Origin of the sequence: Bacteroides faecis (genome assembly GCF_020091505.1) — a bacterium.
Lineage (GTDB): Bacteria > Bacteroidota > Bacteroidia > Bacteroidales > Bacteroidaceae > Bacteroides > Bacteroides faecis.
Genome location: NZ_CP081916.1, coordinates 2324773 through 2340261, shown reverse-complemented (window position 1 = coordinate 2340261; position 15489 = coordinate 2324773). Strand labels below are relative to the sequence as shown.

Genomic DNA, 15489 nt, shown 5'->3' with positions numbered 1-15489 from the left:
ATCGACAAAAATAATGGAAGTACACTACCATTAAGTTCAAATATTGATAGATAAGGAGTAAAAAATAGTCGTTCGTCATTCATTTGCTAATAATACGCATCCGAAGAATTGTCCATAAAAAAGCCATAGCAGAAAATATTATGAATATTCCCTTACTATGGCCTTTTATTTAATCCTGAAAACGCCTTTAATCTATGGTTAGAGTTTCATCATCTTGCCAATCTATAGTTCCGGCAGCACCGTTCTGGTCTGTCCAACCTTTGGTTTGTCCGAGCCAGGAGTTATTGTCCAGAATATCCTTCGATAGCCCCATCATATAATAATTAGATCTCCAGCCCATCTTAATCCATTCATTATTATTATTCTTATCCGGTTGCGCATTGGGTTCCCCATACTGGAAGTTAGCTTCCCAAAAATCGGCAACCTTTTTAAGTTGGTCCTGAAAATCGACTGACTCAGGGTCAGCAAAAATAGTCTTACGAAGATCTGCCAATACATCTTTGCTGCCAGGTGTATATCCATCTTTTACATCTACATATTTAGCTGTACGATATTTCTCAGTCAACGGAGTTATGCCCAAGAAAGAACAAGTATTTGTAGTGCTTAACTGCATATTTTCCCCTTGTCCTCCATCATAAAGCATCCAACGCCAAATATCCCAGTACCGTTTTCCTTCAAAAGCCAACTCAACCTGACGTTCGCGTAAACAAGCAGCGAGTGCTGAAGCACGATCTGTCACATAAGTATCCAATCCATAGTTGTTATCTGACGGAATACCGACACGGGCACGCAATTTTCCAATTGTTTGTTTACATAAGTCTATCTGATTGGTCGCCGCATAACATTCGGCCAGATTCAACTGTAATTCCGCGTAACGAAAATCATAAATATGTACACCTGAAGCTTCATAGTTATTATCCGAAGCCGTATTGAGCCCACTCATCTTACGTACACACACCGGACTAGTTATATTTACGCCTTCACTATATGCAAATCCACTAGTGGTTGATTCTGAAGTTCTCCAACGATAAGCCCAAACGGTATCATTAGTCAACGCTTTATGTCCCCACTTTAAACCACTGAATGCAAATGTCTGGTAAAAACGTGGATCACGATATTCCATGAAACGTAAACTTCCATCTACCACTCTGTGACTAGCATCGGGAAGGGTTCCATCAGCCATCGGGAATACATCTATTAATTCAATAGGTACACCTTTTCCACCGCTACCTCCCTGAGAAGTCAGTCGAATAGACTTTTCCCAACGATTGTTTTTGTAACCCAACGAAGAATTACTTTCCTTTGCCAATAATCTGACAACTAACGTCTCTCTATTGGAATGTTCGTTATCATCATCAGCAAGTATCTTGCCCCAAGTTACAGCATCAGTCACACCGTTCAAGCCACTGGCAGTAATGCCCGACATAGCGTCTTGAGTGGCTTTCAATGCTTGTTGCCAACGGATATTACCAGCATCATTCCAATTTTTATTAAAAATAGGGCTGGCATAGAATAGCAAGACACGACTTTTATAAGCTAATGCACCACCCCGTGTCAACCGACCGTAGTCGTTTGTCCCCCATTCGTCCGGCAATAAAGTAGACGCCTCGGTCAAATCTTTCACTATCTGATCTATACACTGAGTTACAGAAGCTCTTGGTAGTCCTGCATCGGTCGCTTCCGCATTCAACACGGTTGTCACAATAGGTACACAACCATACATACGAACCAAATCGAACAATTGCATGGCACGCAAAAAGAGTGCCTGACCTTTGGCTTGATCTTTAGTCTCCTGCGAAACGGAGGAAGCATTTATATCACGAAGTAAAACATTACAATTACGAATGCGTGTATAGGCATTATTGGTAATGCTTGAACCTAATGCCTTTCCAAAATAACCGGCAAACAACGGATCATAACTTTTACCACTGGAAGCATCAGTCTGTGTCTTTATATCATCAATTGTCGAATATTGGGTACTCGGGTCAATCCGGCTGGTAGAAGTAATACCCCACATCTCATCTGTAAACTCATTGAAGTCCTGCGCATAAGCTGTATGCAATCCCAAGTACTGAGATGCCGGAGAAGTGTAATTCTCAAAGCAATTCTGATAAAGCCCTGCCAAATACCAGGTAATTTTGGTTTCGGAATCAAAATCATCATAAGCTCCATAATTATTCATATCCAAAAAGGAATCATTACATCCGGACATGAACATTCCCAGAGCTAAAGTTCCCGCATATAATAAGTTTTTCTTTTTCATCATTGATACAGTTTTTAAAATGTAACATTAACACCTAATGACCATGTTCTCAAAGTAGGATATTCTGTAGAAGAAGAATCATACATATTACGATAATGATCAGGGTAAGGGTTGTATAAATCCCATAAATTATTACCTGTCAGATTCACACGGACAGCCGACATCTTCAACGGAGCAATCCATTTCTTAGGGAACGAGTAGCTGACAGACAAATTACGTATATAGCAGCGGAACGTACTGATCATCCAGAAATCTGAATTGGCAATAGCTGAACTGGAGATCAAAGATTCTGCTCCTAAATTGGGATACTTGCCATACGGATTGTTTACCTCATCAAACATATCTCCCCAAAAGGAATCCGGTGCCCATATCATCGTACTCTTGTTACCCCCCATAGAAGCACGGTCAATAAAGCGTACACCACCCCATGAAGTTGCAATGTTGGCACTTATAGAAAGTCCCTTCCAACTAGCACCCAATCTAGTCGAAATATTATAGATTTTGTTTTTCTCACATAATTTCCCATAATCCTGTTCAAGAACAATCTGTCCGTTAGGACCCTGCTGTACGCCATTCACCATTTCACCTCCTAAGTCCTGGTAAGCGACCATGCCCGGACGCAAATCATCCTTGCTGGTTTTATCAAGATACTTAGTTTGTCCTCCTTCAGGTGTCCATGATTCCAGATAATACCAATAATTATTGATATCTTCTTGTGTACGCAAAATACCATCACCCATCGAAGTACCTTTCCATACTTTAAATCCCCATACAGGCAGATAAGTAGACATTCCTTCCTCCCAACTTGAGCTGCAAGGATATTTATTATAGCGTAAACCGGGAACCCATTCTTTCACTTTACTACCACTTAAACCAAAATCCATACCAATATTGTAGTTTACTTTTCCGATTTTATCACGCCAAGTCAAAGAAAGTTCACCACCATATGTATCAACACGACCAAAATTCTCTTCCGCATACGAACCACCGGCATAAATAGGTATTCCTGGTTGGCTTGCCATAAACTGATTCAGAATGTTATCATTAATGTCATAGTAAAAATCGAATACAGCACTTAAACGACCATCAAAGAAACGAGTGTCAAAACCAAGATTGAACTTATCGGAAACATCCCATTTCACATTACGATTAGGAGATGCCTGTGGTATGAGGCTGGTACCCGGTTTACCACTCTCAGCTCCGAACTGCATACCTTTCAGATCCATCTTATATTGTTCTTTCCATTTCCACATCTTGATATTATCGCGTCCCGTACGTCCCCAGGATGCGCGTATCTTCAGAAACTCGAACCAAGGAAGTGAACGTTTGAACCATCCTTCTTCGGAAAGAATCCAACCGGCAGAAATACCGGGAAAAAATCCCCAATAGTTTTCAGGAGCAAACTTCGTAGAAGCATCCGAACGGAAAATAAACTGTAACATATAACGGTCGGCATACGAATAGGCGATACGTCCCAGATAAGAAAGAGAACCTGATTCTCCTTTCAATGTTACTGTATTATCAGAAGTCAATGCAGATTTGCCATCTGTTCCTACGATAGAAGGTCCCCCTACCCCCAAATAAGTATCAGAAATATCGTGCGCCAGATCAGCATATTCAATATCACGGGAATCATAGAATGATTCGTAACGTTCAATAGACGCCATTGCCGAAATGCTATGTAATCCAAACGTACGGTCATAATTTACATAAAAGTTCATTTGCCGTCTGTCCGATTGTTTATCTTTGAATGATAAGGTACTGTTTTTATCGAAAACCGATTGTTTAAAAGAACTGTTCGGAATGGTATATACCAAATGTTGATTAGCAGGCATTCTGCCACCTACATAAGCTAATTCATACGGAAAACTGGCTTGTTCTGTAGCTTCGCTTGAATGTGAAGATGAATATGTGGCGCGGAGTGACAGTCCCTTCACAAATGGAACCTCATAAGTCAATGAAATATCAGCATTCCAGCTATTGGTCCTGTTCTTACTGAATGAGCCACTGTTGCTCAATGCGAAATAATTCCAGGAAGTAACATAGTCACGATTAAAGTTCGGACTAGTATAAGTATTCTCTATCGGTCCCAGCCAATATTCCTGATCGACCCCGTTCTCATCCGGCAACATCACACTCCAAGGCATATGATTCGGCATATGATGCAAGGCACTATAGTCCGATTTTTCTGTACTTCCACTCATTCCGTACAGTTTAAAACGCGCTCCTTTTGTATATATCTGGTCAGACTTTCCTTCATTACCGGCAACAGTGGCAGACAATTTGATGTCATTCGTCAAACGCACATCAACACCGGCACGATAAGTATAACGCTTGTAGCTTTGTTCCCCCAAATTCGCTCCTTGGTCATAATAAGTAGCACCTGCATAATAAGTAGCACGTTCACTGCCACCATTAACGTTCAGAGTGTGTGTCTGTTGAAAAGCGGACGACCAACCGGCCTCATCCAGCCAGTCATAATTCAGGTTATCCATTTCAGCCAATTCCATATCACTGTAAAGTACATCCAAATCGTCATATCCACTCGCCTTGTTGGAACCGATTGCCAAAGCATTATAGAAACGTCCGTAATCAGAACCTTTCAACACCTTAGAGTGGCTGACTGCGTCATTTACCGCAAATTTCCCGGAATAAGAAATAACTGGTATTCCCTTTTTACCTCTTTTGGTTTTTACCAGAATTGCACCATTGGCAGCACGCGAACCATAAATTGCCGCACTCGCATCACGTAAGACGGTAATGCTCTCCACTTCCGAAGGATCAAGCATATTGAATTGTTCCATGCTCGGCTGCCCATTAGTACCCAGCTGAATGACGTCATCGATAATAATCAGAGGAGTCGAGTTACCACCGTCTTTGGAAATACCGGTAAAAGTACGATTCTGACGAATATAAACTTCATTAGCATTCGTACCCGGACGACTGGAACCCAATTCTACTGTTAAACCGTTAACCATTCCTTGCAATGCTTCCGAAAGATTGGATACAGGAAGGTCTTCCAACTCTTCAGCAGAAATGGTCGAAACAGAACCGGTTATATTCTTCTGTTTCATACTACCATAACCAACCACAACCACTTCATCCAGTTTTTGGTTATCCTCCTGAAGAACTATATTTAATGTATTACTTTTAGGAACAAAAGTTTGCTTAATATAGCCTATATAAGAAACTACAACCTTTTTCCCTTCAGGAACATCCAGAGAGAAATGACCGTCAATATCAGTGATAGTACCCGTCGGAGAATCTTGCAACCTTATAGTGGCACCAATAATCGGTTGACCACTTTCATCCAATATCTGCCCCGTTACTTTCCGGGGTTGTGCGTTAACAGATAATGCAAATGCGATGAAGCATAACAGCATACCTATCTTTTTAACGGATGAAGAACTTATGTACTTCATAAATATAACGTATTTATACATATTATTTCCTTTATTAAATGCGCAGTTCATCTTCTCCATTCGGGAGCTCCCACGCTAGAACAACCTTCAAATAATTCATTCAGTTTAAAATTGTTATTAGCCGGATCGGTAAACAAACCAGTTGTCGACATTTTAGAATCACTCAGCCCAAGACTGCCCTTAGTTGATGAATGATCACTTGTCTGAAAACTGTTAACCGGACTAAAGCGATAACTTCCCGTATAGTCATCCTGACCACCAGAACCCAGTTCATTAAACTTCGGAATATTATTGTCTATTTTCATAGAGCCACCAAAAACGCAATTCTCTATTTTAATGGGAATATTTGCAGCTACTCGGAATAAAAATGCATTTTCCATAGGGGCATAGCAGAATGTCGTGTTCGTAATTGATATATTTTTACCACTATCCGTATTACGCAAATCGGCAATAGCACAAATATTAGTTATGGTACATCCATCAAAAGAAACATCATTTACATAATTTCCTTTTTTTCCATCTGTAGAAACAATACCTTGATTACCTATTGCATTGATTGTACATTCTTTAAATAAAATTGCTTCAACACTTCCGCCTGCTTGTTTCGAACGAACAATAGCACGGAAATTCTCGATATAACAATTGGTAAAATCGACCGTATTGATCAAGAAGACTTTAGATTCCGGACAGATCACCTGTTTGCCGCTCAAACTGTTGTTAGTCATTTCCGACAAAGGTTTTGCAGCCTTTAGATTGATGCGTTTGAACGTTATCTTATCTATCATACCATCTTCTACCACACGAAAAGCATTATCAAAGCTAAAAGTAGGATACTCCTCCAATGTTTGCGGAGTTACAAAATTAACAGAATGAGCAAATTCAATAATCGATTCACCACTATTCAACACATATGTTTTTCCTGCCGGAAGAATAAAAGTGGTGCCTTCTGCTATAGAATTCCAATCGAGACTGTTGAAATAATTCGGGTCAAACGGTTCGTTACGCAAGTCTACACGATTTGCCGTTCCATAATCCGCATCCAAATTCTCTGTAGTTTCTGTTGTTACTTCGATACGTGCCTGATAAGTTTCAGAGGTCTGCTCAGCCCCTGAATACAGACTGACACGATAAGATGTTTCAGGAGTCAGATCACCTATAATTTTCGAACCAGCCAGGTACTCTTCCGAAGAAACCTGATATACCTTCATTTCCTGTGAATCGTCTTCTGCTCCGACCGGAACTGCGGTCAAAGCCGTAATAACAACCGTATCATTGGGGGACCATGAGATAAGAGCCTGCGTATCAATCGTACGAGTTTCCTTCAACTCAATAGACAAAGGACGATAAAGAATCCCTGTCACCTCCGTCTCCCAATAACCGGACAATCTTCCATTACCTATACATTTTACCTTAAATTTGTAATTTTCTTCCCAATCCAAAACAATAACACAGGAAGATTGGTCAGTTGATACTGTTTCTGTTTTATAGAGCTCTTCCTCCTTATTAGTCACCTTATATACTTCGACGACATATTCAGTCGCCCCTTCTACACTCTTCCAACTAATATAGGCTTTGTTTTGTACGACCTCCATCGTTGCCACAGGCCGTAATAGAACTTTAGCACCTGAATCGTCATTGTCCGAACAGCCTGTCACCAGAAACAAGAAGCTACTCAACAGGAGGCCTACCATCATTAATTTCATTAAATTCATAGTATTTAATTTTAATATTAACATTTCATTGATCTTACTTCTTGAAGTTGTATGAGATGCTTTCATTCACCAAACTATTGATATATACTTCTAAAGCAGTATACCCAATATCCGTAGTTTTGTTGCGATCTTCCGAATTAGTCGGATCCAATCCTACTTTCTTTTCCCAAGCATCATCCATACTATCTTTATCTGCATCTGTAATAACTCCGGATGTATTATATGTCAACCCTTCAAATCCTTCTGCTTCTTCCGGACTATTGATTATCCCAGGAAGAGGCCCACTTTTATCATCACCGGCTCCCGTATAGGTGCAACTTCCCCCCTTCACGTCTTTAATGATACGTGCATCCACTTTATCCCGTGGAAAGGCACCAGCGCCATTATCACCGATTACCGACTGGAAAGCCTTTTCGGCAGATTCGTAATTCTCGGACAAGGTATATGCTTCCCAATCAAACCAATATTGTTCGTAATTATCTTTACCAGAAGATACAATAAAAGAAGAAGCTTTCATTTCATCAAGACTATAAGGGTAGTTACCATCTGTATATATACCCTTCCAGTTGTCAGAAGTGAGATCAGAATTCCCTTCCATTACATTTCCATCAAAAAACCACTTGGATGCAGCACGCAAAGGAGCCTTTTCCGGATCACGTGCACTTGATTGACGGAAGAATTTCGGTTCCTTCACACGAGCCGTTGTAGCAGGTCCCGGTTTATAGTAGTTATTCACAAAGTTACATGACCATCCATGATGTTCCGAATCTTGTGACTCGTCCATTCCTCCATAAGTAGCCATTTGGCTCCCCCAATTATAGTTCACATTATTAATATATTCCATATATACATTGATATCCTGTCCGGGGTCTTTGCCTCTCGCGCCATTCATCAATGGAGTACGGCTATTACAATGAGCAAACAAATTATGGTGGTAAGTAGAAGAGGTACCACCCCATGCACCGCCATAGCCACGGGAACCTTTCTTATTTACAGAATAATAAAGTCCTTCACTGGAGATGCACCATTGTACTGTAGAAAAATGGGTATCAATAAAATCCGTATTTTCTTCACTTGCCCAACTAAATGAACAATGGTCAATGATAAAGTTATTAGCATTTTCCACACGGAGGCATGCAGCATTATGATCTTTTCCACTCGCATCCTTATCCCCTACACGGAAACGCACATGGCGAATAATAAAATTTTCAGAACCTCCAAAATTCACTTCATTCTTTATCACACAAATTCCACCTCCCGGAGCAGTCTGTCCGGCTATTGTGAAATTCTTTGCTTTACAACGTATCTCCGACTTCAATTCTATTTTACCGGAAACGGTAAAAACAATCGTAGTAGCCTCATTCTCTGAACATTGTTTCAATGCCCACCGAAAAGATCCTTCGCCATCATCATTGGTGTTTGTTACTTTAACTACGACTCCGTTACGACCCCCTGTCGCATTTTTCCCAAAGCCTTCGGCAGTAGGAAAAGCTTTCAATACTTCCGGTGCTTTCGCGTAAGGGCCCAAGTCCATATTAGTGAATCCTTTGACATCAGTACATGCTCCTAAAATCGTAGTACAACCTACAAAAAACAGACACTTAGTAAAATAATACATAACACCTTCATGCTGTGTTTTCCATTTTTCAATTAATGCATAATTTCTCATCCATCTTAATTTAAAGTTAATACATCTTACTATATACTTTTCACAAAACATCTGTTAGGCACAAATCAGAGTTGAATGTTACTCACTTTTTCACCTATTAACAGAAAAGTTTTACGCAAAGTAAGTTATATCAAATACAAAGAGAGGGGACTTTTTGAGCATTTAGGTGCACTATTTTATCACAGAAATATCATGTACAAGATTTTAGGATTAAAATACCAAAAATTCCATATTTTACTTTACACTACTATTTTAGAAATTATTCCCTGCTAGTACTCAATACCCTATCTGGGTATAAGTCTGACCTGCTTCAGTAGGTACATCATATTGATATGTCTTCATCAAACTGATACCTTTCAATGTAGCCTTCTCACTTACCAACGGACGGGCAATGTGTTGCTTGGCAAACAAAGGATTCGGATTGTCGTTTTTGGATTCAGAGTAATCTTTACCATCCACTTTCAACATATTATGAGTCCGTAAACGTAAATTTCCTCCAATAGTAGATTTTACAACCACTGATTCTATTTTTCCGTCTTTCCATTTCAAAGAAACAATTTCAAATCCTCCACGCGTTTGAAGTCCTTTCACTTCCCCATTCCTCCATGCATCAGGCAGAGCCGGCAATAGATGAACAGCATCGTCATGACTCTGTACAAGCATCTCGGCAATACCGGCAGTACAACCAAAATTTCCATCGATCTGAAAAGGAGGATGTGCATCAAATAAATTAGGATAGGTTCCTCCTCTCTGCCCTTTCTGCACTAATGGAGATACCAGGTTCAACTGATTTGTAATGAGCTTCAATGCATGATTCCCATCCAGACATCTTGCCCAAAAACAAACTTTCCACCCCATGGACCAACCAGTAGACGGATCACCTCTCTGCATCAGTGTATTCCGGGTAGCCTCGAAAAGTATGGGAGATGAATAAGGTGAAATCTGAAAACCAGGGAAAAGTCCCCATAAATGAGAAAGGTGCCGATGATGATCGTTTGGATTATCCCAATCTTCGAACCATTCCTGCAATTGTCCATATTGTCCGACCTGCATAGGAGGAAGTTGTTTTTTCAAAGAGCGGATAGTATCGCAGAACTGTTCGTCTTTTCCATTTAAAATATGTGCAGCAGCTTCCGTATTTGTAAAAAGATCAAATACTAACTGATTATCCATCGTAATGCCGGCAAACAAGTTAGCTTTTCCTTTCCACTGACGAGGAGCATTCTCGGGAGAATTACTAGGAGTTACCACCATATATCCTGTATTAGGATCCCTGACAAGGAAATCCACAAAAAATTCCGAAGCACTTTTCATTATAGGATATACACTAGCCAAAAAATCTTTATCACCTGAATAAAGATAACGTTCCCACAAATGATGACACAACCATGCATTGCAAGTAGGCCAAGTACCACAATATGCTTTATCAACGGCACCGTTCATCCGCCACAAATCAGTATTATGGTGCAGTACCCATCCACGGCAACCATACATTTCACGGGCTGCCTCTTGTCCATTCTCATACAATTCCCTTATCATCTGTAAAAATGGCTCATGCATTTCACTCAAATTGGTAACCTCTGCAGGCCAATAATTCATTTCTGCGTTGATATTCGTTGTGTACCGGCATTTCCACGCCGGATTCAACTTATCATTCCAGATCCCCTGTAAATTCGCAGGCTGCCCTCCAGGCTGTGAAGAAGATATGAGCAGATAACGACCATACTGGAAATAAAGTGATATTAACTGCGGATCATCAGAAACAGCAAATTCTTTTACTCTTACATCTGTCGGTTTATCAGCCTGAGAAGTATATCCTAAGTCTAACGATACACGATGATAATATTTCTGATATGCTGCGATATGCTCCTGAAGTGCTTTCGAATAGTTCTTTCCAGCATTTCTAAGATAAACCTGATTCCGTTTTACAGCATCAGCAGAAATGTCTTTATAGTTAACAAAATTAGTCGCCATAGCAATGTAAAGCACAGCACTATCGGCATTACTAACTGATAATACTGAGTCTTGTGCTATACTTTTTCCTCCTTGTAGTTCAAGCTTCAAATCAGCAGCAAATCGTATCGCTCCTTCAGTGAATTGATCGCCTTTAGTAATGCCACTCATCTTTATAGTATTTTTGCCGGAAACAGAAACTTCTACTGCTTGCGGACAAGTCAATGCTGCAGTAAAGGTCAACATACCAGGCTTGGAAGCAGTAAGGCGAACAATCACCAACTGATCCGTAAAAGAAGTAAAGGTTTCACGTTTATACTCAACGCCGTTCACTCGATATGTAGTTATAGCAAGGGCTTTATCTATATCCAACTCACGACGATAATCCGTATGGTTCTCCTGCCCTTGAAAATGCAAACGCAGACTCCCGACTGTTTGATAAGGCATTCCAAAGCCATTTTTAGAAAGAATCTTTTCACCGGCCATTAATTGCGCCTCGGCATAATTTCCATCAAAAATCAGTTTCCGAATAGCTGGAAGAGCTTCTTTAGCTTCTGAATTATAGTTTTTATAAGGAGAGCCTGCAGAAACTGTTTCTTCATTCAATTGAATTTCTTCATTGACCGGATCTCCATATACCATTGCACCTAAACGACCATTCCCCAAAGGTAGCGCCTCCTCCCAATGTTGAGCAGGACTATCATACCATAGGATAGCCTTTTGTTGTGATTGAACCGTCATCCCGGTACACATAACCAATACAAGACAAAGGGAACATTTTCTAAATAAATTATAAGCCATATATATACAATTTGAGTTAACAAACGATGATATGGCAAAGTTAAGGCAGAGAAATCTTCTTATAGAGTAAAATTTGGTAAGATTGGAGGAAAAAACGCCCATGAGGCAGTTTGTATTTATATGAATTTAAATGCAAACCGCCTCATCAATACCTCAAAAACAGCTGACTAGGGTAAAAATCAATCATTTGTATTATCAAACAGCCGTTTCTTATATTCCTAACCGTTCCTTCAATAATCGATAACCGGAGAGGCTTACCCGAAGTTTAACCCCGTTCTTCAATAAAAGCTGATACGTTTCTTTTCCAAACAATTCTACACGGGAGATTTGCGTAACGTTGACAATTGTAGAACGATGAACACGAACAAAAGTGTCGGAAGGCAGATGAGTTTCAAAATACTTCATAGTCTGTTCTTTCAGATATTCTCCCGAGGGAGTAATCAGCATAACATAATCTCCGCATGCCTGTATGTAAGTTAATTCATCTGTTTTAATCAAATGAATTTTCGAACCGTCTTTCACTGTTATACGGTCAATCTGCTCAATCCGCGGTTCTTCCGGCAAACTAACCGATTGACGCATTGCCAACTCTTTTTCCAGTTCTTGATTCAGCGCATCTTCTTTGGCAACAATCAAACGATACCAAAGTATGATCGCGACCCAGGTCGGAATGCCAAACAACAGACGAAAAGGAATAGTAGATGCAAAAGCGATATATGGTATACCTACTATTCTTGTCATGATATCATTAACCATAAAGCTGCCGGCTATCCAGATCAATATCCCTGTCACCAGAATAATGACTTCCGTCTGAAAGATAGACACCACTCCAACAACGAACCAAGCCAAATAACCTAATGCCATCAACCAACCGATTGTTGCTATTCCGTCTATGAAAGCAGGTACATAATCCGCGCCCGTGTATACACTCATTATCGCCACCTGAGCTGCTACCAACACCAGTGCTGCCACCAACATCGGGACCCAGCGATAAGGATAATCTATAATCGGATGTGTTTTCATACGTTAGTCTTTAACCTCCAGTCCCCCAAAAGAAAGCCTTCCCCGAATGACTAACACCCTTTCCTTATCAATATTCCCATTTTGCCAACGTTTATCATCGCATCCGCCAAAGAAAGCATTACATTTAAATACTACTTTCCAATCAGAAGGGACGTATATCTCAATTCCTCCCCAGCTGCAATCCAGGTCGATATACGTTTCCCCCGGTGCGATATGGGTATGTCGCAGGTCAATTGTTGTCCCTCCGCATGAAGTACGGACAACTCCTCCTTTGAATAGTTCGTCAAGTACTACATGACGAGCGGCTCCAAAGGTGTTATCAGAACGCAGAAAACCATCTTCCGATTCGTATTTTTGCTGTTCGTCAGTAAAGTTCATCCCTGCCTGACTGCACCGTCCGCGCTGCATCCATTCCTTATGGTGACGAAACATACGCTGTTTGTCATCCCATGGTCCTCTGCGACGAGGCTTGAAGAAAAATAAGACTCCGACTATGATCAGGGCAAATGGCCAAACCATTGCCTGAGAATTCTCAGGCAACCACGAAAGACCTCCTATCAGGAAATAAACACCTATTAATAAAAGGATAATTCCACCAATATAATGACAGCGTATCATCGAATAAATTCCTAATACAATCAGTAAGGAATGCCATGATACTATCATACTGAACAATTCATCAGTCATCCACCCCATATTGCGGGCGAATAACAGAATTCCTGAAAGGATAAACAATAAAGCTATCAGAAATTTTCCTGAAAAGCATGTAGCAGATGAGAATTTAGATTTCTGTTCCATCGTTTCTATGATTAATGATTGATGGTTCAAAGATACGTCATTTCTTTGTGCCCTCAGAGGCTTTTCTGTTGATTTCCGGTCAGAAAACCGATGAATACCGGATAAAAATCGGTAAATAAAGCACATTTAATTATGCTCAAACCGAATCTAATAACAAAAAATACAATGTGAAAAACAAATATTGCACACCTGGATATTTTCTTCGTTATACATTTGCCCCATAAAATGAACACAATATGTGAATACAACCCTATGAATAAAAAGACTAATGCCATGAATAAACTATTATTAGGTGCTTTCCTTGCATCCATTTTCCTCTCACTCACAGCCTGTTCGGAAGAGAATCCGGAGCAAGACACCAATCCTCCGGCAGAACAGCCAGGAGATTCTACCGATCCGGAGGATTCGGGAGATGATCCATTACCAGAATATCCAGCTCCGGACCGTTCGACAATCGCAGCTTTTCCCGGTGCCGAAGGGGCAGGAAAACTTACTACCGGTGGAGCCGGGGGGACAGTGTACACAGTAACCTCTCTCAAAGACGATGGTTCAGAAGGGACTCTTCGCTGGGCGATAGAGAAATCGGGTAAAAGAACAATCGTATTTGCTGTAGGCGGGACTATCTCCCTGACAAAACAACTGCAAATAAAGAATGACGATATAACCATTGCCGGTCAGACCGCCCCCCAACCGGGTATATGCCTGAAAGACTATACGCTGCGCGTTAATGCAAACAATGTCATTATCCGTTTTATCCGGTCACGTATGGGAGATGAATGCAAAACGGAAGATGATGCTATGAACGGATATCAAAGTTCATACCCCGGCAAAAAGAATATTATAATCGATCATTGTTCTATGAGTTGGAGTACAGACGAATGTGCTTCATTTTATGGAAATACGGACTTCACTATGCAATGGTGCATCATCAGCGAAAGTCTGACCAATTCAATACATACTAAACAGCAACACGGATATGGTGGAATATGGGGAGGCAGTCCCGCCACCTTCCATCATAATCTGCTGGCTCATCACAGCAACCGCACCCCACGCCTATGTGGGAGTCGTTACTCCAATAGAGCAGATATGGAACAAGTAGATCTTTGTAACAATGTTATCTATAATTGGACCGGCGAAGGAGCGTACGGAGCACAAGGAGGAAGTTATAACATTATAAACAACTATTATAAGCCAGGTCCTGTTAATGCAGCGAAAAAGACTCATTGCCGTATTTTCACAGCTTATGTAGATGATGGTAAAAATCAACAGGCCAAAGGAGTATATGGCAAATTCTATGTAAACGGGAACTATTTTGAGACATACGATAAGTTGTCTGCCTCACAAAAGACGGAAGCAGCCAATGCAAACGCAGACAATACATCCTCTACTGCCTTTGTCGTAAAAAACAACGAAATATCCAGCCAAAATTTGCTTGTATCTTCACGTTTTCCTATCTTAGATGATTATTCGTTCGTTCAAACGGCACAAAATGCTTACAAAGCTATATTACAGTATGCAGGTGCTTCTAATATACGCGATAATATAGACAAGCGTATTGTAGATGAGACGGAAAAAGGAACATTTACATATACAGGCTCAAGTGGTGGAGCCAATGGGCTGATTGATACACAAACTGATGTGGAAGGCTGGAGTGAATACGTATCCGCTGCCACCACCCAACAGGATAGTGACAAAGACGGCATACCTGATGAATGGGAAACAGCAAACGGACTGAATCCCAACGATGGCAATGACGGAAACAAATATAACTTAAACAAAGAATATACCAATCTGGAAGTGTATCTGAATAGTTTGGTAAATTCCTTATATCCAACCAATAACTAAGTA

General features: G+C 40.5%; 8 protein-coding genes. 1 reads left to right on the top strand and 7 read right to left on the bottom strand.

Annotated elements, in window-relative coordinates:
* Positions 1 to 187: 187 nt before the first annotated feature.
* The 7 genes from K6V30_RS09050 to K6V30_RS09020 form a co-directional block, all read right to left on the bottom strand.
* Complete coding sequence (locus K6V30_RS09050) at positions 188 to 2266, bottom strand: RagB/SusD family nutrient uptake outer membrane protein (protein ID WP_224207281.1); 2079 nt, start codon at positions 2264 to 2266, stop codon at positions 188 to 190.
* 11 nt (positions 2267 to 2277) lie between these two features.
* A complete protein-coding gene (locus K6V30_RS09045; protein ID WP_224207280.1) occupies positions 2278 to 5685 on the bottom strand; it encodes a SusC/RagA family TonB-linked outer membrane protein in 3408 nt (1135 codons plus the stop codon).
* Positions 5686 to 5732: 47 nt separating this feature from the next.
* Positions 5733 to 7397, bottom strand: a complete 1665-nt coding sequence (locus K6V30_RS09040) for a hypothetical protein (RefSeq protein ID WP_022302169.1) — start codon at positions 7395 to 7397, stop codon at positions 5733 to 5735.
* Between the two features lie 34 nt (positions 7398 to 7431).
* Positions 7432 to 9066, bottom strand: coding sequence for a pectate lyase family protein (locus K6V30_RS09035; protein ID WP_010536709.1), 1635 nt, complete (start codon positions 9064 to 9066; stop codon positions 7432 to 7434).
* 276 nt (positions 9067 to 9342) lie between these two features.
* Complete coding sequence (locus K6V30_RS09030) at positions 9343 to 11772, bottom strand: glycoside hydrolase family 95 protein (protein ID WP_117615023.1); 2430 nt, start codon at positions 11770 to 11772, stop codon at positions 9343 to 9345.
* Positions 11773 to 12030: 258 nt separating this feature from the next.
* On the bottom strand, positions 12031 to 12843 hold the full coding sequence (locus K6V30_RS09025; protein ID WP_055268606.1) for a LytTR family DNA-binding domain-containing protein: 813 nt from the start codon (positions 12841 to 12843) through the stop codon (positions 12031 to 12033).
* A 3-nt stretch (positions 12844 to 12846) separates the two neighbouring features.
* On the bottom strand, positions 12847 to 13641 hold the full coding sequence (locus K6V30_RS09020) for a LiaF transmembrane domain-containing protein (RefSeq protein ID WP_010536706.1): 795 nt from the start codon (positions 13639 to 13641) through the stop codon (positions 12847 to 12849).
* 273 nt (positions 13642 to 13914) lie between these two features.
* On the opposite strand from K6V30_RS09020, the gene K6V30_RS09015 reads away from it, so the two are divergent.
* On the top strand, positions 13915 to 15486 hold the full coding sequence (locus K6V30_RS09015; RefSeq protein WP_055268605.1) for a pectate lyase family protein: 1572 nt from the start codon (positions 13915 to 13917) through the stop codon (positions 15484 to 15486).
* The last annotated feature ends 3 nt before the right edge of the window (positions 15487 to 15489 follow it).

Bases quoted from the DNA above. Each gene is read 5' to 3' on its own strand.
- K6V30_RS09030 (WP_117615023.1), bottom strand. From the start codon at position 11,772: ATGTGTACCGGGATGACGGTTCAATCACAACAAAAGGCTATCCTATGG.
- K6V30_RS09020 (WP_010536706.1), bottom strand. From the start codon at position 13,641: ATGGAACAGAAATCTAAATTCTCATCTGCTACATGCTTTTCAGGAAAA.
- K6V30_RS09040 (WP_022302169.1), bottom strand. From the start codon at position 7,397: ATGAATTTAATGAAATTAATGATGGTAGGCCTCCTGTTGAGTAGCTTC.
- K6V30_RS09045 (WP_224207280.1), bottom strand. From the start codon at position 5,685: ATGAAGTACATAAGTTCTTCATCCGTTAAAAAGATAGGTATGCTGTTA.
- K6V30_RS09025 (WP_055268606.1), bottom strand. From the start codon at position 12,843: ATGAAAACACATCCGATTATAGATTATCCTTATCGCTGGGTCCCGATG.
- K6V30_RS09035 (WP_010536709.1), bottom strand. From the start codon at position 9,066: ATGAGAAATTATGCATTAATTGAAAAATGGAAAACACAGCATGAAGGT.
- K6V30_RS09015 (WP_055268605.1), top strand. From the start codon at position 13,915: ATGAATAAACTATTATTAGGTGCTTTCCTTGCATCCATTTTCCTCTCA.
- K6V30_RS09050 (WP_224207281.1), bottom strand. From the start codon at position 2,266: ATGATGAAAAAGAAAAACTTATTATATGCGGGAACTTTAGCTCTGGGA.